The sequence below is a fragment of the Methylobacterium sp. Leaf469 genome (assembly GCF_001424745.1).
Taxonomy (GTDB): domain Bacteria; phylum Pseudomonadota; class Alphaproteobacteria; order Rhizobiales; family Beijerinckiaceae; genus Methylobacterium.
Genome location: NZ_LMRE01000044.1, coordinates 157,525 through 174,817 on the forward strand (window position 1 = coordinate 157,525; position 17,293 = coordinate 174,817).

General features: G+C 66.3%; 16 protein-coding genes and 4 tRNA genes. 13 read left to right on the top strand and 7 right to left on the bottom strand.

Annotation, left to right across the window (positions count from 1 at the left end):
• The first annotated feature begins 82 nt into the window (after window positions 1-82).
• Window positions 83-1,588 carry a bifunctional ADP-dependent NAD(P)H-hydrate dehydratase/NAD(P)H-hydrate epimerase gene (locus tag ASG60_RS19800; RefSeq protein WP_056387331.1) on the top strand — a complete coding sequence of 502 codons (1,506 nt, stop codon included), beginning with the start codon at window positions 83-85 and terminating at the stop codon, window positions 1,586-1,588.
• 9 nt (window positions 1,589-1,597) lie between these two features.
• Here the strand turns inward: ASG60_RS19800 and ASG60_RS19805 are convergent, their stop codons facing one another.
• Window positions 1,598-3,085: a multicopper oxidase family protein gene (locus tag ASG60_RS19805; RefSeq protein WP_056387333.1), complete on the bottom strand. Its 1,488-nt coding sequence runs from the start codon at window positions 3,083-3,085 to the stop codon at window positions 1,598-1,600.
• Between the two features lie 213 nt (window positions 3,086-3,298).
• Between ASG60_RS19805 and ASG60_RS19810 the strand changes: the two genes are divergently transcribed.
• The 7 genes from ASG60_RS19810 to ASG60_RS19840 all read left to right on the top strand — a co-directional run bounded on the left by ASG60_RS19810 (window position 3,299) and on the right by ASG60_RS19840 (window position 10,430).
• Window positions 3,299-3,383 (top strand) — tRNA-Leu (locus ASG60_RS19810).
• Window positions 3,384-3,557: 174 nt separating this feature from the next.
• On the top strand, window positions 3,558-5,000 hold the full coding sequence (gene tig, locus ASG60_RS19815) for a trigger factor (RefSeq protein WP_056387335.1): 1,443 nt from the start codon (window positions 3,558-3,560) through the stop codon (window positions 4,998-5,000).
• 133 nt (window positions 5,001-5,133) lie between these two features.
• Window positions 5,134-5,760, top strand: coding sequence for an ATP-dependent Clp protease proteolytic subunit (locus tag ASG60_RS19820; protein WP_026176059.1), 627 nt, complete (start codon window positions 5,134-5,136; stop codon window positions 5,758-5,760).
• A gap of 223 nt (window positions 5,761-5,983) precedes the next feature.
• Window positions 5,984-7,255: an ATP-dependent Clp protease ATP-binding subunit ClpX gene (gene clpX / locus ASG60_RS19825; RefSeq protein WP_056176043.1), complete on the top strand. Its 1,272-nt coding sequence runs from the start codon at window positions 5,984-5,986 to the stop codon at window positions 7,253-7,255.
• Between the two features lie 251 nt (window positions 7,256-7,506).
• A complete protein-coding gene (gene lon / locus ASG60_RS19830; protein ID WP_056176047.1) occupies window positions 7,507-9,933 on the top strand; it encodes an endopeptidase La in 2,427 nt (808 codons plus the stop codon).
• Between the two features lie 122 nt (window positions 9,934-10,055).
• Window positions 10,056-10,131 (top strand) — tRNA-Val (locus tag ASG60_RS19835).
• Window positions 10,132-10,172: 41 nt separating this feature from the next.
• Window positions 10,173-10,430 (top strand): hypothetical protein, encoded by a 258-nt coding sequence (locus ASG60_RS19840; protein ID WP_056387337.1) that lies wholly within the window; start codon window positions 10,173-10,175, stop codon window positions 10,428-10,430.
• A gap of 6 nt (window positions 10,431-10,436) precedes the next feature.
• On the opposite strand, the gene ASG60_RS19845 is transcribed toward ASG60_RS19840, so the two are convergent.
• From ASG60_RS19845 to ASG60_RS19860, 4 genes are all read right to left on the bottom strand, one after another.
• Window positions 10,437-10,877, bottom strand: a complete 441-nt coding sequence (locus tag ASG60_RS19845; RefSeq protein WP_156398968.1) for a CAP domain-containing protein — start codon at window positions 10,875-10,877, stop codon at window positions 10,437-10,439.
• A gap of 199 nt (window positions 10,878-11,076) precedes the next feature.
• Complete coding sequence (locus ASG60_RS19850) at window positions 11,077-11,292, bottom strand: hypothetical protein (RefSeq protein ID WP_056387344.1); 216 nt, start codon at window positions 11,290-11,292, stop codon at window positions 11,077-11,079.
• A gap of 177 nt (window positions 11,293-11,469) precedes the next feature.
• Window positions 11,470-11,546: transfer RNA gene (locus tag ASG60_RS19855), tRNA-Asp, on the bottom strand.
• 77 nt (window positions 11,547-11,623) lie between these two features.
• Window positions 11,624-11,700 (bottom strand) — tRNA-Asp (locus tag ASG60_RS19860).
• Window positions 11,701-11,923: 223 nt separating this feature from the next.
• Between ASG60_RS19860 and ASG60_RS19865 the strand changes: the two genes are divergently transcribed.
• Both ASG60_RS19865 and ASG60_RS19870 read left to right on the top strand, forming a co-directional pair.
• The gene (locus ASG60_RS19865) at window positions 11,924-12,442 is read left to right on the top strand and encodes a DUF2937 family protein (protein ID WP_056387432.1); all 519 of its coding nucleotides are present in this window, start codon (window positions 11,924-11,926) and stop codon (window positions 12,440-12,442) included.
• Window positions 12,443-12,567: 125 nt separating this feature from the next.
• Window positions 12,568-13,797 (top strand): hypothetical protein, encoded by a 1,230-nt coding sequence (locus tag ASG60_RS19870; protein ID WP_056387347.1) that lies wholly within the window; start codon window positions 12,568-12,570, stop codon window positions 13,795-13,797.
• A 42-nt stretch (window positions 13,798-13,839) separates the two neighbouring features.
• Here the strand turns inward: ASG60_RS19870 and ASG60_RS19875 are convergent, their stop codons facing one another.
• Complete coding sequence (locus ASG60_RS19875; protein ID WP_244476726.1) at window positions 13,840-14,214, bottom strand: metallopeptidase family protein; 375 nt, start codon at window positions 14,212-14,214, stop codon at window positions 13,840-13,842.
• Between the two features lie 101 nt (window positions 14,215-14,315).
• Window positions 14,316-15,044 carry a pyrimidine 5'-nucleotidase gene (locus tag ASG60_RS19880; RefSeq protein WP_056387350.1) on the bottom strand — a complete coding sequence of 243 codons (729 nt, stop codon included), beginning with the start codon at window positions 15,042-15,044 and terminating at the stop codon, window positions 14,316-14,318.
• Window positions 15,045-15,452: 408 nt separating this feature from the next.
• Between ASG60_RS19880 and ASG60_RS19885 the strand changes: the two genes are divergently transcribed.
• The 3 genes from ASG60_RS19885 to ASG60_RS19895 are packed head-to-tail and all read left to right on the top strand — an operon-like array spanning window position 15,453 to window position 17,286.
• Window positions 15,453-16,004: a SiaB family protein kinase gene (locus tag ASG60_RS19885; RefSeq protein WP_056387353.1), complete on the top strand. Its 552-nt coding sequence runs from the start codon at window positions 15,453-15,455 to the stop codon at window positions 16,002-16,004.
• A gap of 14 nt (window positions 16,005-16,018) precedes the next feature.
• Complete coding sequence (locus ASG60_RS19890) at window positions 16,019-16,405, top strand: DUF1987 domain-containing protein (RefSeq protein ID WP_056387356.1); 387 nt, start codon at window positions 16,019-16,021, stop codon at window positions 16,403-16,405.
• Window positions 16,402-17,286 (top strand): diguanylate cyclase, encoded by an 885-nt coding sequence (locus ASG60_RS19895; RefSeq protein WP_056176069.1) that lies wholly within the window; start codon window positions 16,402-16,404, stop codon window positions 17,284-17,286. Before ASG60_RS19890 ends, ASG60_RS19895 begins: the two co-directional genes overlap by 4 nt.
• Window positions 17,287-17,293: the final 7 nt, after the last annotated feature.

Genomic DNA, 17,293 nt, shown 5'->3' on the forward strand with positions numbered 1-17,293 from the left:
ATGCGGGCATGTTGCCAGCCGAAGCTTCGACGGCCAACTCGTCTTTCGCCACCTCCTTTTCGCGAACTCTTGGGGACTCCCGATGGACACGACGCGCCTACTCACCGTCGAGGCGATGCGCCGGGTCGATGCCGCCGCGATTCTCGGCGGAACGCCGGGTTCCACCTTGATGGAGCAGGCCGGTGGCGCCGTCGCGGCGCGGGTGCGCGCCCATCTCCCGGAGGGCGGATGCGTGCTCGTCCTGTGCGGACCGGGCAACAACGGCGGTGATGGATTCGTCGCGGCCCGGCATCTCGCGGAGGGTGGAGTCCGCGTCGAACTCGCCGTACTCGTACCCGTGGCCGACCTCGCGGGCGATGCCGCCGGCGCAGCGGCCGGATGGACGGGTGCGGTCATGACGCTCGCCGATGTCGAAGACCCTGCGGCCTACGCCCTCGTCGTCGATGCCCTGTTCGGCGCCGGCCTGTCGCGCGACCTCGATGGGGAGGCCGCCGCGTTCGTGCAGCGCCTGGCGCGAGCGGCCGTACCGGTGATCGCCGTCGACGTCCCGAGCGGCATCGACGGCGACACCGGGGCGGTGCGCGGCGTCGCCGTGCGCGCCGTCGAGACCGTGACCTTCGTAGCGCTCAAGCCGGGGCATCTGCTTCAGCCGGGGCGCGCCCATTGCGGAGCCCTGCACGTCGCCGGGATCGGTACCGGCCCGGACGATCTGGCGGCCGGCTTCGATGGCGAGGCGCCGATATGGCGCAACGGCCCCGCCCTGTGGGGCGCAGCGTTTCCGCGCCTGGATGCGTCGAGCCACAAGTACACGCGGGGGCACGCCCTGGTCCTCTCCGGGCCGGCGTACCGCACCGGTGCGGCGCGGCTCGCCGCGCGCGGGGCGTTGCGGATCGGCGCCGGCCTCGTCACCGTGGCCTCACCCCCGGCCGCCCTGGCGGAGAACGCCGCCCATCTCACCGCGATCATGCTGCGCCCGTACGAGAGCGCGGACGATCTCGACGACCTCCTCGTGGACGAGCGCCTGATCGTCGTTCTGGCGGGGCCCGGTCTCGGGATCGGCGAGGCCACGCGCGACCTCGTCGCCGTGGCCGCCGCCGCTGGGCGTCGCCTCGTGCTCGATGCCGACGCGCTGACGAGCTTCAAGGCGCAGGCCCGGCTCCTCGCCGCCCACATCGTCGACGGCGACGCGCAGGCGGTGCTGACCCCGCATGACGGCGAGTTCGCCCGGCTGTTCGATGGGACGGACGCGGTGGCCGAGGATCTGTCGAAGCTGGAGCGCGCCCGTCGGGCGGCGGCGGTGGCCGGGGCGGTCGTGGTTCTCAAGGGGGCGGACACGGTGATCGCCGCGCCGGATGGCCGGGCGGCCATCAACGACCACGGCACGCCCTATCTCGGTACGGCCGGTTCGGGCGACGTGCTGTCCGGCCTCATCGCGGGACTGCTGGCGCAGGGCATGGATCCGTTCGAGGCGGCGGCCGCAGCCGTCTGGATGCACGGCGATGCCGGCCGCCGCCACGGCCCCGGCCTCATCGCCGAGGATATGCCGGAGTTGATCCCGGCAGTGCTGCGGGGGCTGATCGAAGCCTGACCGAACGGTTCAGGTCACCTCGAACCAGCCCCACAGCCCGGTGTCGAACCGCTCCAGCACCGTCGCGCCAATCACCCAGCGGCCGGGATTGTCGGCCTTGAATGCGATGCGGGCGGTACGGCCTTCCAATAGCTGGAAGGTGTCGAGCCAATAGGGCTCCCAGCCATCGTCGAGGGGGTGGAGCAGGCGGAAGGAATGGCCGTGCAGATGGAGCGCCTGGGGAAAGGCGGTGTCGTTGCGCAGGGCCAGAACCACCACCTGGCCGCGCTTCACCGTGAACAGGGGCGCCACGCCGGCATTGCCCCACGCACCGTTGACCGCCCAGACCTTCCCCGCATCACCCGTGTAGGCCGGCTCGGCCGCGGGCTTGTCCTTGTCGATGCGGGCGCCGCCCGTCAGCACTACGTCCCGGCGTAACGCGTTCTGGAGTCTTACCTCCGCCGGCAGGAGCTTGTTCTCGCCGATGGGACCGATCGCCCCACGCTTGCCCGTGACCGGTCCGCCACTCGTCGTGAGGGTGGCGAGCGCCAGGCCGTTCCCGACCAGCGCGGTGATGCTGCCCGAGGCGCCGGCCTCCGCCGGCATGTCGAGCATGAGGTCGTAGCGCGTGCCGGGTGGGAACGGGAGGGTGGCGCGCAGCGGCTCGAAGGTGTCGGTCGGTTGGCCGTCCACGGCCGCAACGTAGACCTTGAGGTTGTCGAAGCGGATGCGGGTGCCGCGCGCATTGCACGCGTTGGCGAGGCGCAGGCGGATCCGGCTACCCGGGCGGACCGTGATGGCGTCGGGCACCGGCTTCCCGTTGACCGTGACGAGATTGCCCAGCCGCCCCGAACTCGCCGCGAAAGCAGTCTGGCCGAAGGGCAACAGCGTTCCGTCGTCGGAAAGACGCCAATCCTGCATCAGGACCGTGAGGTCGTGGTCGACGGGGGGCGGCACGACCTCCTCGACCACCAGCATGCCGGCGAGCCCTCGGCCCGATGGCTCGCTCGATCCGCCCACCACGAGGGGCCGAATCAGGAAACTGCCGGCGTCGGGAGGCACGAAGGCGTAGGTGAAATCGCCGCCCGGCGGGATCGGAGCCTGGGTCAGGCCGCCGACGCCGTCCATGGGATTCTGGTTGCGCACACCGTGCCAATGCAGGGAGAGCGGCCTGTCGGTCTTGTTCTCGACCCGCAAGCGCACGGTCTCGCCGAGCTTCACCCGAACCACCGGGGGAACGGCCAACCCGTCGAAGGACCACACCGGGGTCGCGACGGCCGGCTCGGGCTTCAGCCGCGTCGTACCGGGCACGGCGCTCAAAGTGCGGACTGGGGTTTCCGGTTTGGCCTCAAGCTTGACCTCGGGAGCGGATTTCGCCGGTATACCTGGTCGCGCCGGCGCTTGCGCGACGGCTGCCGTCGACCCGAGGGCGAAAGCCGCGACGCCACCGAGCAGGGTCCGGCGTGAGACGGCCGGTTCGGAGACCAACCCGATACGCGACGAGCGACGATGCGGCATGACACCTCTGGCGGAGGACGGAAGCGGTCCGTCGAACGGATCCGCGCTGCTTGTAGACTCAGGGCCAAGACCCGCCAACCGGTGTGCCGATCGCCGCCGACGGAGCCTTCCACGCGGAAATCGCACACCCCGACTTTTTTTGCTGCGGCCCGTTGCGCCCGTGCTATAGGACCGCGCTCTGGCGGTGGGATTACGCGCCGGAGGTCGTCGCTTGCGGGCGTGGCGGAACTGGTAGACGCGCTGGTTTTAGGTACCAGTGTCGCAAGACGTGGGGGTTCGAGCCCCTCCGCCCGCACCAGTCCATCGCCGTCGGAACGGATTGGCTCACCGCGAATGGCCGGCCGGGCCGTTCGTCGCGATTCGGCCTCTGGTTTTCGCGTGACATCCTGGCGCCGACCTTCCCCGGCCCCGACGGGTGGCGGGGAGCGAACGAAATTTGCGCCAACATACGCACGACAGCGGAAAGACGACCATGCAGGTGACCGAGACACTCTCCCAGGGGCTGAAGCGCGAGTTTCAGGTATCCCTTGCCGCGCATGAGCTCGAGGAGCGCCTGAACAGCGAGCTGTCGACCCTCAAGGACAAGGCCCAGATCAAGGGCTTCCGCCCCGGCAAGGTGCCGGTGGCCCACCTGCGCAAACTCTACGGCCGCTCGGTGATGGCCGACGTGCTGCAGAACGCCGTCAACGAGGCCAACCAGAAGATCGTCCAGGACAACAACCTCAAGCTCGCCCTCGAGCCCAAGGTCGAGTTCCCCGGCGAGCAGTCCGTTGTCGAGCGCGCCCTCGACGCCAAGGCCGACCTGCAGTTCAACGTCGCCCTGGAAGTGCTCCCGACCTTCGAGCTCGCCGATCTCTCCGACGTCAGCCTGACCAAGCTCGTGGCCAAGCCCTCCGACACCGAAGTCGACGAAGCCATCACCCGCATGGCGTCGTCCAACCGCAGCTTCACGGCGCGCGACGAGGGTGCCGCCTCCGAGACCGGCGACCGCGTCACCATCGATTTCGTCGGCCGCATCGACGGCGTCGAGTTCGAGGGCGGCAAGGGTGAGGGCATCGACCTCGAACTCGGGTCGGGCCAGTTCATCCCCGGCTTCGAAGAGCAGCTCGTCGGCGCCAAGGCCGGTGAGAACCGCGTGGTGAAGTCGACCTTCCCCGAGGGCTACGGTGCCGAGGCATTGGCCGGCAAGGAGGCCGAGTTCGACGTCACCGTCACCGCCGTCCAGGCGCCGGGCGAGACCAAGATCGACGACGAACTCGCCAAGGGCTTCGGCATGGAGTCCCTCGATAAGCTGAAGGAGGCCGTGTCCACCGCCATCGGCGGCGACTTCGAGGCGCAGTCCCGGCGCAAGCTCAAGAAGGAACTCCTCGACGCCCTGGACACCAAGTATGCGTTCGAGCTGCCGCCCAGCCTCGTCCACCAGGAGTTCGCCGCCGTGTGGGCCCAGGTCGAGCAGGACCTGAAGACCCGCGAGAAGACCTTCGAGGACGAGGGTACCACGGAGGAGAAGGCCACCGCCGAGTACCGCAAAATCGCCGAGCGTCGCGTGCGTCTCGGCTTGGTGCTTGCGCAGGTCGGTGAGACCGCCGATATCAAGGTCAGCGACGACGAGGTCAATCAGGCCCTGATCGCCCGGGTCCGGCAGTTCCCGGGTCAAGAGCAGCAGGTCTGGGACTTCTACCGTAAGAATGCCCAGGCGCTCGCCGAACTGCGTGCGCCGATCTTCGAAGAGAAGGTCGTCGACCACGTGCTCGCGCAGGTGAAGCTCGTCGAAGAGCCCGTCTCCAAGGAGGCGTTGTTCGCCGACGAGGACGAATCCGAGGCGTCCGACGGGGCCTCCAAGACCGCGTCCGATAAGGACGAGACTGTTTCGACCGGCGACGAGGCCCTGCCTGCCGTCGCCAAGGCCGACTGAGCCCGGTGCTCCCTTCGTGGGCGGCGGGCCGAGAGTAGAGGCGACGTTCACCGTCGTCGGAGTTCGCTGAAATGTCCGGCCCGCGCCCGATTCGCGGCGCGGCCGGACCCCTCGAAGCCTGGGGCACGTGATGATGAGAGATCCGGTCGACTATTATAACTCCGCGCTCGTGCCCATGGTGGTCGAGCAGTCGAGCCGCGGCGAGCGTGCCTTCGACATCTATTCGCGCCTGTTGCGCGAGCGGATCATCTTCCTTACCGGCCCGGTGGAGGATTACGGCGCCTCGCTCATCGTGGCGCAGTTGCTCTTCCTCGAAGCCGAGAACCCGAAGAAGGAGATCTCCTTCTATATCAACTCGCCCGGCGGCGTGGTGACCTCGGGTCTGTCGATCTACGACACCATGCAGTTCATCCGTTGCCCGGTGACGACCCTCTGCGTCGGCCAGGCCGCGTCGATGGGTTCGCTTCTGCTCACCGCCGGCGAGCCCGGGCACCGCTTTGCCCTGCCGAACGCTCGCATCATGGTGCACCAGCCGTCGGGCGGCTTCCAGGGTCAGGCCACCGACATCCTGATCCATGCCCGCGAGATCGAGGCCCTGAAGAAGCGCCTCAACGAGATCTACGTGAAGCACACCGGACGGGACTACGACACCATCGTCCAGGCGCTCGAGCGCGACAATTTCATGACGGCCGACGCCGCCAAGGAGTTCGGCCTCATCGACGAGGTGATCCAGAAGCGTCCGGAACCGGCTGCCGCTTGATCCCGCCCGTAGGTGCCGGACCCCATTCCGAGGTCCGGCCGCGTCGTTTCGAGGCGGGGCGTCGTCTCTGCCTTGATCCGGCCGCGGCCGCGTGCTTGCATCGTTAGTCTGATCCGAAACCGGCAGATGCGCGCAGGTGACTGTTTCTTTAGGCCGATGCCATTAAATTCGAAGGATGCGTGTGCGCCCCGGACCGGCGCCATGCCCGCGAACGGAGACCGATATGAGCAAGACTGGCGGCAACGACTCGAAGAGCACGCTGTACTGCTCGTTTTGCGGCAAGAGCCAGCACGAGGTCCGCAAGTTGATCGCGGGCCCGACGGTGTTCATCTGCGACGAGTGTGTCGAACTGTGCATGGACATCATCCGCGAGGAATCCAAATCCTCCCTGGTGAAATCGCGCGACGGCGTCCCCACGCCGAAGGAAATCCGCCGCGTCCTCGATGACTATGTCATCGGTCAGGATTTTGCGAAGAAGGTTCTCTCCGTCGCGGTCCACAACCACTACAAGCGCCTCGCCCACGCGTCGAAGCACAACGACGTCGAGCTGGCCAAATCCAACATCATGCTGATCGGGCCGACGGGCTCGGGCAAGACGCTGCTCGCTCAGACGCTTGCCCGCATTCTCGACGTGCCGTTCACCATGGCGGACGCGACCACCCTGACGGAGGCGGGCTACGTCGGCGAAGACGTCGAGAACATCATTCTCAAATTGCTCCAGGCCTCCGACTACAACGTCGAGCGGGCGCAGCGTGGCATCGTCTACATCGACGAGATCGATAAGATCTCGCGCAAGTCTGACAACCCGTCGATCACCCGCGACGTCTCCGGCGAGGGCGTGCAGCAGGCGCTCCTGAAGATCATGGAAGGCACCGTCGCCTCCGTACCTCCGCAGGGCGGCCGCAAGCATCCGCAGCAGGAGTTCCTGCAGGTCGACACCACGAACATCTTGTTCATCTGCGGTGGCGCCTTCGCAGGCCTCGAGCGGATCATCTCGGCGCGCGGCAAGGGGACCTCAATCGGCTTCGGCGCCACGGTTCAAGCTCCCGACGATCGTCGCACGGGCGAGATCTTCCGCAACGTCGAGCCCGAGGATCTGCTGAAGTTCGGCCTCATCCCCGAGTTCGTCGGCCGCCTGCCCGTGCTGGCGACCTTGGAAGATCTCGACGAGACCGCCCTCAAGCGGATTCTTCAGGAGCCTAAGAACGCTCTGGTCAAGCAGTACCAGCGCCTGTTCGAGATGGAGAACGTCGACCTGACGTTCCAGGACGAGGCCCTGTCCATGGTTGCCCGCAAGGCCATCGAGCGGAAGACCGGTGCACGTGGCCTGCGCTCGATCCTCGAGACCATTCTCCTCGAGACCATGTACGATCTGCCGGGTCTCGAATCCGTCGAGCAGGTGGTGATCGGCCCCGAGGTCGTCGAGGGCAAGTCGCGTCCTCTCTACATCCATGGGGACCGCAACAAGGAAGCCCCGGCCAGCGTCAGCGCCTGAGCACTGCCCGACCCTGTCCGGCTCGCGTCATGATGGCCGGCCTCGGGGCGGATGCTTGAAAACATCCGCCCCCGCTTCCATCTGAATTCAGACGCGCGATGGCCGCACGCTCGCCTTTCGAGGTGCGGTGTCCCGCCGCCAGCCGCTTCTCCGATAACACTTCCGACCCCTTCGCGGCCCGGTCGGCCCCTGGCAGGTTGCTTGCTCCCCGGAGGAGCGACTGCCCGGCGTCCCTCATGAGGAAGTCCGACATGACTCAACCGAAATCGCGCCAGCCTGTGGTCCCGGGCTCGACGGGCTCTTATGCCGTCCTGCCGCTTCGCGACATCGTCGTGTTTCCGCATATGATCGTCCCGCTCTTCGTCGGTCGCGAGAAGTCGATCCGCGCCCTTGAGGAAGCCGTGCGGACGGATCGCCACATTCTTCTCGCGACCCAGATCAACGCCAGCGACGACGATCCGGCGACCGACGCGATCTACAAGATCGGAACGCTCGCCAGCGTGCTCCAACTCTTGAAGCTGCCCGATGGTACCGTGAAGGTGCTGGTCGAGGGGGCTGGTCGCGCCAAGATCACCCATTTCAACAAGTCGGACTCTTATTATGAGGCCGAGGCCGAGACTCTCACCGATGAGCTCGGTGACAGTGTCGAGGCGGAGGCGCTCGCCCGCTCGGTCATCGCCGAGTTCGAGAACTACGTGAAGCTCAACAAGAAGATCTCGCCCGAGGTCGTCTCCGCCGTCACACAGATCGACGAGCCCTCGAAGCTCGCCGACACAGTCGGCTCCCACCTGGCGGTGAAGATTGCCGACAAGCAGGCGATCCTGGAGATTCCCACGGTCGCGCAGCGCCTGGAGCGGGTGCTGTCGCTGATGGAGAGCGAGATCTCCGTGTTGCAGGTGGAGAAGCGCATCCGGACCCGCGTGAAGCGGCAGATGGAGAAGACTCAGCGCGAGTACTACCTGAACGAGCAGATGAAGGCGATCCAGAAGGAGTTGGGCGATTCCGAGGACGGCAAGGACGAACTCGCCGAACTCGAAGACAAGATCGAGAAGACCAAATTCACCAAGGAGGCCCGCGACAAGGCGGTGGCGGAGCTGAAGAAGCTGCGTCAGATGTCGCCCATGTCGGCGGAAGCCACCGTCGTGCGCAACTACCTCGACTGGATGCTCGGCATCCCGTGGGGCAAGCGCTCGAAGATGAAGAAGGATCTGCTCGGCGCGCAGGTGATGCTCGACGAGGATCATTTTGGCCTCGACAAGGTCAAGGAGCGCATCGTCGAGTATCTGGCCGTGCAGCAGCGGGCCAACAAGCTCACCGGACCGATCCTGTGCCTCGTCGGTCCCCCCGGCGTCGGCAAGACTTCGCTCGGCAAGTCCATCGCCAAGGCGACGGGCCGTGAGTTCGTTCGTATGTCGCTCGGCGGCGTGCGCGACGAGGCCGAGATCCGCGGTCACCGCCGGACCTATATCGGTTCGATGCCCGGCAAGATCGTGCAGTCCATGCGCAAGGCCAAGACCTCGAACCCGCTCATCCTCCTCGATGAGATCGACAAGATGGGCATGGATTTCCGGGGCGATCCCTCGGCCGCCCTGCTCGAGGTCCTCGACCCCGAACAGAACTCGACCTTCAACGACCACTACCTCGAGGTCGATTACGACCTGTCGAACGTGATGTTCGTCACAACCGCCAACACGCTGAACATCCCCGCGCCCCTCATGGACCGCATGGAGGTGATCCGCATCGCCGGCTACACAGAGGAGGAGAAGCTCGAGATCGCGCGGAAGCACCTGATCCCGGGCGCGGTCAAGAAGCACGGCCTTGATTCCAAGGAATGGCAGATCGACGATGCCGCGCTTCTGATGCTCATCCGCCGCTACACGCGGGAAGCGGGCGTCCGTAACCTGGAGCGCGAGATCTCCAACCTCATCCGCAAGGCGGTGAAGGAGATTCTCATCACGAAGGTGAAGGCGGTCGCCGTTACCGAGGAGAACCTGCCGGTGTTCCTTGGCGCTCCGAAGTTCCGCTACGGCGAGATCGACGAGGAGGATCAGGTTGGTGTGGTCACGGGCCTCGCGTGGACCGAGGTCGGTGGTGAGTTGCTGACCATCGAAGGCGTCATGATGCCCGGCAAGGGCAAGATGACCGTGACGGGCAACCTGCGCGACGTGATGAAGGAGTCGATTTCCGCTGCGGCGAGTTACGTCCGCTCGCGGGCCGTCGATTTCGGCATCGAGCCGCCGCTGTTCGAGCGCCGGGACATCCACGTCCACGTTCCCGAGGGAGCGACTCCGAAGGACGGCCCGTCCGCCGGCATCGGCATGGCCACCGCCATCATCTCCACCCTCACGGGCATCCCCGTGAAGAAGGATGTGGCGATGACCGGAGAGGTGACACTCCGTGGCCGGGTGTTGCCCATCGGCGGTCTGAAAGAGAAGCTGCTCGCGGCTCTTCGCGGAGGCATCAAGACGGTGCTGATCCCCGAGGAGAATGCCAAGGACATCGCCGAGGTGCCCGATAGCGTTAAAAACGGGATGGAGATCATCCCGGTCTCGCGGATGGATCAGGTTCTCAAGCATGCCCTGGTGCGGGTACCCGAACCCATCGAGTGGGAGGAGCCGGCCCCGCCGGTCCGCCCGGTGATCGGTGAGGACGAGACCGCCACGGTCATCGCGCACTGAACCGCTGACAGGCGAAGAGGCCCCGGAGGAAACTCCGGGGTCACTTTCTTCGTGCGGCTTCCCATCCTCGTGAGGCTACGGGTTGCGTGCCGACGGCCGCTTCGGTACGACACGGCGCGCCTGGGCGGTTAGCTCAGTTGGTAGAGCGTCTCCTTTACACGGAGAGGGTCGGCGGTTCGAGCCCGTCACCGCCCACCAGGCCCTGTCCCGTCTCGCGGGACGACATCGGATCGCCTGACATGACCGAGCCACGCGGATTTCCCACGCCTTGGCTCGTCGTCGAGAAAGCGGAAAGCTTCTGCGTCGAGGATGCCGCCGGCGTGGCCGTCGCGTGGACCTATTTCTCGGACGAGGAGGCTTCGCGCACGGCAACCGGCGCGATGACCCGTGACGAGGCGCAACGGATCGCGAAGGCGATCGCGATGATCCCCGAGATGCGAACCATCATTCGAACCCTGCAGGACGGCCTGGCCGAGGCCGACACCGGCGAGAGCTGACGGCACTCAGCCGCCGGCGAGGACCAGGGCCCAGAAGCGCTTGTAGCGAGTGCCCGGCGCATCGACGCGGGCGATGCCGACGCGCTTCAGTTGCGGCATCAGCATGTTCTTGTTGTGCTCCGGCGAAGACTTCCAGCGCGCCAGCACCTCGTCGAAGGTGTTCGAGCCTGCACTGAGATTCTCCGCCGCGTAGGCGCGGCCGAAGCCCGCCTCCGCCATGCGTGCATCGAAGGTGCCGCCGATCTCGTGGCTGAGACGGCCGGCCTTCGCATTGGAAGCCGCCTGATACGACGCGGCCCGGATCAGGCTGGTGTCGATCACCACCGGCCCGAGACCGTGCTGTGCCCGGTAGCGTGAGATGGCGGCGGCCGCTGCCTGCTCATCGAGGATCACGACGCTGGTCGGTGTATCGGGACCGAGGAGGGTGGGTGCGCTGCAACCGGCCATAGTCACCGCGACGGATGCGGCCACGACGTAAGCGAAGGCGCGTGAGGATAACTTGGGCATCGGCTCATGGGCTCGGGCGGGATCGGCTCCATGCTTTTCCCGGTTCCATGCCCCTTGCGGCCCCATGCGGCGAAAACGCGGCATCGGTCCCACGCCGATCCGTTGGCTCGTCACCGTGGCATGCTGGGCACGCCCCGGCTCAGATCCGCGTACCCGGATCGCGTAACGGCGCACCGCAGCGCCATCCGGTGATGCGATAGTCCGGATGCGTCCCGACCCAGCGCGCCAGCTGCGGCTGTGCCACGTGCTGGCAGGCACGCGCGTCGGCCACGTCGAGGGCGAGCCGCCGCGCTTCGCAGGTGTCCGGCGCGTTGGTCATGCAGGCTGTGAAGTAGAGGAAGTAAAAGCCCGGCATCGTTCACCCTCCGCAAGCCTTGGCCGACGACACGAGCATCTTCCGGCCGGTTGCGTTCGATGAGCTTAGGATTCCCACAAGCGAAAGCGAGCCGGCGCAACGTCGCCGCCGCGGGCAGGCAGGACCTTGGGGACGCGAAGTCCTTGCAACACAATGCAGATTGTCGGGGAATAAAAATGGCGCGGGCGACGGGACTCGAACCCGCGACCTCCGGCGTGACAGGCCGGCACTCTAACCAACTGAGCTACGCCCGCGTGGCGTGGAAAGCGATCCGCACGAGACACGTTTCGCGTCGCACGAGATCGAACTTTCGGAATAGTAGGCTTGTAAATGGCGCGGGCGACGGGACTCGAACCCGCGACCTCCGGCGTGACAGGCCGGCACTCTAACCAACTGAGCTACGCCCGCATGGCGTCCCGCCTCGTCTCCGCTGCGGTGTCGGGGGTGTATGTTCGGCCGCCCGGGCTGTCAAGCAGCCTGCGGCGGCATCTCGTAAGATCGTTCGGGCGTACACGTGACCGCTTCCGTGGCCTCCTCCGGACGAAGCCGACGTCGAGCCTTGATCGAGGGCAGGGAACACCGGGGCCGCCCCGCGGCTTGTCCGAGCGTCGAACCCGTGTGGGAGGTGCCCGTGTTTCGTGTCCTCCGCACCTTGGGCCTCGCACTGGGCGTGCTTGCGGGCATCGTTGGGGCGCAGGGACCTGAGTTCGCTCAGCAGTATGGCCAGCGGTTGGCTGGGACCGTCGAGGAGTTGCGCCGCGTGGTCGCCGGGTTCGAAGCCGATGCACAGGCGACGGGACATACCCGTGAAAGGGCCATTGCGCGGCTGCGCGGCGATTCCGATGCTCTTGTTTCTCGACGTGGGGCAGCCGCGCGCGCGGATCTCGACCGGCTGGCCACCCTGACGGCACGCCGCGCCGCCCTCGACACCGCCGGTGGTCCTCTCGGCCGGCTTGTGGCCCTGATTCGCGACCCCGACCTCCACCTCGCGCGGGCGACCTACGAGGACTATCGCCCCGCGATTCCGACGACCGCCGATGGCTTGGTGGCCGGGCTCCTCGGGTTCCTCGCCGCGTGGGCGGGATGGCGGGTTCTGTGCGACTTCGGGCGGCGTCTGATCCATCGACCGTCCGTCTCGGTCACCGCCTGAACCGTGTCCGCCAGGGCACAGGTGTTGCACGGCATCTACAGCCCGACCAGGACGAGTGCACTACGACTGACGCCGTAGCGCGCGGGTCAACTCGTGGCGCCGGTTCACGGTCGACAGTCGCAATCATGGCGCGTGCGTCCCACCCTTCTGTCGATCCGGCCCTCGATGCCGCCGCGCTCCTGCGGCGCATCGGGTTCTTCGGCCTGTTCGTCCTCGTGCCGGTGACGACGCAGATGGGTCGCCGCGCGGCCGTCATTCTGGCGCCCATCGCCGTGGTGCTGCTGGTGCTGGCCAGCGCCATCGACGGCAAATCGGGGCCCTGGAGGCCAGCCGCCGGGCGCCTGCTGCGGATGCCGGCCTTCCTCGCCGGGCTCCTCGTCATCCTGTGGGCGGCTCTGTCCCTCGTGTGGACGCCGTTCCTTGATCTTGCCGCCGAGCGGTTGCTCAACCTGATTGCGACGATCCTTCTGACCTTCGCGGGCTATCTCGCCCTGCCGGAGCGGATGCGTTCGGCCAACCTCTACCTCCTGCCCGTGGGCACCGCGGCCGCCGCCCTCGTGGCGATTCTGCTCGGCCTGTTCGGGCATCGTCTCCCAGGAACGCCAACGGAGATCGATGGAACTCTGGACCGTGGATTGACGCTTCTCGCGCTCCTGGTCTGGCCGGCCGTGGCGTGGCTGCGCTCGCGCGGGCGCGACCTCGAATCCCTAGGCCTCGCGCTCCTCGTGGCCGTGGCCCTGGTGGTTTCGCCGAATGCGCTTCAACTCGCAGCCTTGGCGGTGGGCGCCGCCGCCTTCGCCCTCACCAGTCTCCGGCCGTTCCTCGGCGTACGCGTCGCAAGCCTCGGTGCGGCAGCCCTCTTGGTGGGGGCGCCCCTGCTGCCGTTCCTCGCACGACCCGTCGCCTCGACCCTGCTCGGCTCGGCTTCGCCCGGCGCCCTGTCGCTCAAGACCTGGCAGAAGATCGTCACCACGGAGCCGTTGCGCCTCGTCACGGGGCACGGTTTCGAGACGGCGCTGCGGGGCAGGATCGTTAATCTCCTCCCGGCCAATGCGCCCACCACGCTGCTGTTCGAGTTGTGGTACGAACTGGGCGTCGTCGGCGCATTCGCCGCGGCGTTCGCGCTTCAGGCCGCGATCCGCCGCAGCGGACGGGGGACGCCCGTCCTCGTCCCCGGCGCCATGGCGGCCTTCGCCGCCGCATTCACCATCACCTGTATCGGTGTCGGCCTGACGGTGATGTGGTGGCTCACCACCCTGACGGTCGTGATCCTGGCCTTCGTCGCCGTGGCACGCGGCCAGTTCCGCACCCGCCGCCCGAAGGCGAGCCAGATCGGTCACCCGGAGACCTTTTGAGCCTCCGGCGCGGCGCCTGTTTCGTAGGCCACCGCTCCGGGCTCAACCGTCGGAACGTGCCTCGATGCCGGCCATGTCGTCGTCCGACAGGCCGAAATGGTGCCCGATCTCGTGGACGAGGACATGGGTGACGAGGTGCCCGAGGGTTTCCTCGTGCTCGGCCCAATAATCGAGCAAGGGCCGACGGTAGAGCCAGATCTGGTTTGGCATCTGGCCGGTCGTGAAGTCGCCCGATTGCGCCAGTCCGACGCCCCGGAACAGGCCGAGCAGATCGAATTCGCTGGCGCAGTCCATCTCGATCAGAGTGTCGTCGTCGGGAAAGTCGTCGACATGGATGACGATCCCCGGGCAAAGGGCACGAAACGCAGCCGGGAGATCTACGAACGCCGCATGAGCGAGCGCTTCGATGTCGTCCAGGGCCGGAGCATGACGTTCGGCCCAAGGCTCTTGCCGTGTGTCCTCTTGCCGTGTGTCCCCCTGCCGCGTGTCCTCCAGACTCTGGTCGTCCTGCAGGCCGCTCACCGGATCACCGGTAGGACGCGGTGCGTGAGGAAGCCCGCGAGATCGCTCGTGATGTGGTCGATATGCGCTTCCTGCACCGCTTCCTGCTCGAACGCCTCCCGGAACGGATCGAGGGTTCGGGGCACGACCAACACCGTCGCCATGCCGATCTCATGCGGCACTACGAGATTGCGGGCGATGTCCTCGAACAGAACCGAACGGCGCGGATCGACCCCGTGGCGGAGGAGAAAACGCTCATAGGTCGAGCGTTCGGGTTTGGGCACGAAATCCGCGTCGGCGATATCGAACACGTCTTCGAAATGGTCGAGAATTCCGAGTTTTCGCGCCACGCTCTCGGCGTGCCGACGCGATCCATTGGTGAGGATGAGCTTGCGGCCGGGCAACTCGGCGATGGCGGTCCCCAGGGCCGGGTCGAGGCTGATGCTCGAATGGTCGATGTCGTGAGCGAAATCGAGAAAATCGTGCGGATCGATGGCCGCCTCGATCATCAGCGCTTTCAGGGTGGTGCCATAGCGATGGTAGAAATACTTCTGCAGGGCACGCGCCGAGAGCCCATCGAGACCGTAGAGGCGCATCACGTAGAGGGTGATCCGCTCGTCCACCTGTGGCCAAACCCGTGCGTCGCTCGGGTAGAGCGTGTTGTCGAGATCGAACACCCAGGTGTCGACATGATCGAACCCACGGGATCGGACGGAGGTGAAATGGTTTTCGCCGGGAAGGAACAAGGCGCTTCGACTTAAGGGTTGGGCCGGATGATCCGGCCGGGACGGCTAAGATGGGGCATGGCGCCGAAATTGGAAGCGCCAAGGTTCGCCAATGGCCCGAATGGTGCATTACGGTCTGATATGGGACGGGGCCATTGTTCACCCTGGAATCTATCGAAGCCTCGTACGTCGAGTTTGTCTTCGACTTGCGCATTCGCGCGCCAAGGATGCTGTTTATTTCGTCACCACCTTCCTGTATTCGCTCATGGACGCGAAGACCAAACCCCTGTCTAGCGTTTGTCGATCCGGCGCAAATGGGTAGGCTTTGCGCTGTTTTTAAACATTCATATACGACCCCAGTCTTAGGTTGGGTTCAGCCCGTCTCACGACGATCCCAATCGACACGTCGAACCCTTTGGGAGGGATGCATTGCTCGCCCAAGATTTTCGGAGCTTCTTCAACGCGTCGCGACGTGAGGGCGTGATCCTGTCGTTCGGCGGTGATCTCTCGGAGAACGTTCTTTTTTCCCTCGGGGAAGTGCTGAAATTGCGCATGGGCCAGGATGCGACGCATTCGAGTGTCACGAAGCGCGTCTTCGGTATCTTCGTCGAGCAGGCGCAGAACATCATCCGCTACTCGGCCGACAAGGTCGCCGAGCCAACGGGTTCCCGCGGTCTGATCAGCGCCGGCATGATCGTCGTCGGGGTCGCTGGCGAGCGGTTCTACGTGGTGTGCGGCAACGAGGTCCCGGACAGCGATGTCCCGACCCTGCGCGCGCGCCTCGATCACTTGACTACGATGACAGGTGACGAGTTGAAGGCGTTCTACCGTGAGAAACTCCGTCAGCCGCCCGACGAGGGAAGCCTCGGCGGTAGTATCGGCCTCATCGAGATCGCCCGCCGGTCGAGCGCGCCCGTCGAGTACGATTTCCAGGAACTCGGCGATGGGCGGAGCTTCTTCTGCCTCAAAGCCTACATCTGAACGGCGCCGGACCGATGGATACCATCAGCCTTCCCGCGACCGAGCGGTCGCCGAGCATCGATTTCGATTTCGGGCGCGGCCACCTCGCCTTGCGCGGCGAATCCTATCCCGAGGACGCCGCGGCGTTCTACGGACCGCTTCTTCAGGCCCTTCGGGGATATCTCGCCGAGGCCGCCACCGATCCCATCGTGTTCGAAGTCGGGCTCGCCTACTTCAATTCCTCGAGTGCCAAGGCGCTCATGAATCTGTTCATGCCCCTGGAGGATGCCGCCGCCGAGGGTCGGCCGGTGACGATCCGCTGGTTCTACGCCGATGGCGACGAGACAATCGCGGAAGCCGGTGAGGATTTCGCCGCCGATTTCTCCCATGCCCGCTTCGAGATGGTCGAGGAGTTCGCATGACGCCGGTGCCCAAGGCCGCGCCCCGTGCCGCCACGGCCCGCCCCGCGAGCGACGCCTTCAGCCTCTACGATGCCGAGGAAGCCGTGATCCGGCAAGCTGAGACGATGCTGGCTGGGCTTTCCGATGCCGCCGCCGGCGTCAACGCCTTGGCGGAAGCGTACCGCCGCGGCTACCGCGAGCAGCAACGCCTCGTCCGCATGAGCGACCGGATGCAACTCGATTTGCAGAAGGCCAATCACTGCCTCGCCGAGCAGCGTCGCGATCTCCAGGCGCTCAACGAAGCGCTCTCCAGGGAGATCGAACACCGCTCGCGCCTCGAAGCCGAACTGCGCCGCCTCGCCGACACCGACGACCTGACGGGTGCCCTGGCCCGGCGGCGCTTCATGGAGATGAGCGTCCGCGCGTGGCAGCGCCATGCGACCGACGGCACGCCGATCACCGTCATGATGCTCGATCTCGACCGCTTCAAGCTCGTGAACGACAGCTTTGGGCACGCCGCCGGTGATGCGGCTCTCGTCGCTTGTGTGGCGGCCTGCCTTGCGAACCTGCGTCCACACGATATCATCGGCCGCACCGGCGGCGAGGAGTTCGCCGTTCTGCTTCCGAACACCGCCCTCGACGCGGCCCTGGCGATCGCCGAACGTCTGCGGGTCGCGGTCGCATCGGCCGCGATCGAGACGCCGGGCGGGACCGTCATCCTGTCCGTCAGCATCGGCGTCGCCGAGGCCCGACCCGGTGAATCCCTCGAAGCCGCCATGCAGCGCGCGGACGCCGCCCTCTATACGGCCAAGGACAGCGGACGCGATCGTGTGCGCAGTGCCCCCGATGCATTGGGCTCCGCCCCCGGTCGACCGATCCGCATGACCCCCGAGGGCCCATGATTCCCGA

Excerpts from the sequence above, each read along its gene's own strand:
- ASG60_RS19870 (WP_056387347.1), top strand. The coding sequence starts at position 12,568 with ATGGCGCGTGCGTCCCACCCTTCTGTCGATCCGGCCCTCGATGCCGCC.
- ASG60_RS19820 (WP_026176059.1), top strand. The coding sequence starts at position 5,134 with ATGAGAGATCCGGTCGACTATTATAACTCCGCGCTCGTGCCCATGGTG.
- ASG60_RS19805 (WP_056387333.1), bottom strand. The coding sequence starts at position 3,085 with ATGCCGCATCGTCGCTCGTCGCGTATCGGGTTGGTCTCCGAACCGGCC.
- tig (WP_056387335.1), top strand. The coding sequence starts at position 3,558 with ATGCAGGTGACCGAGACACTCTCCCAGGGGCTGAAGCGCGAGTTTCAG.
- clpX (WP_056176043.1), top strand. The coding sequence starts at position 5,984 with ATGAGCAAGACTGGCGGCAACGACTCGAAGAGCACGCTGTACTGCTCG.
- ASG60_RS19845 (WP_156398968.1), bottom strand. The coding sequence starts at position 10,877 with ATGGCCGGTTGCAGCGCACCCACCCTCCTCGGTCCCGATACACCGACC.
- ASG60_RS19890 (WP_056387356.1), top strand. The coding sequence starts at position 16,019 with ATGGATACCATCAGCCTTCCCGCGACCGAGCGGTCGCCGAGCATCGAT.
- ASG60_RS19850 (WP_056387344.1), bottom strand. The coding sequence starts at position 11,292 with ATGCCGGGCTTTTACTTCCTCTACTTCACAGCCTGCATGACCAACGCG.
- lon (WP_056176047.1), top strand. The coding sequence starts at position 7,507 with ATGACTCAACCGAAATCGCGCCAGCCTGTGGTCCCGGGCTCGACGGGC.
- ASG60_RS19800 (WP_056387331.1), top strand. The coding sequence starts at position 83 with ATGGACACGACGCGCCTACTCACCGTCGAGGCGATGCGCCGGGTCGAT.
- ASG60_RS19895 (WP_056176069.1), top strand. The coding sequence starts at position 16,402 with ATGACGCCGGTGCCCAAGGCCGCGCCCCGTGCCGCCACGGCCCGCCCC.
- ASG60_RS19840 (WP_056387337.1), top strand. The coding sequence starts at position 10,173 with ATGACCGAGCCACGCGGATTTCCCACGCCTTGGCTCGTCGTCGAGAAA.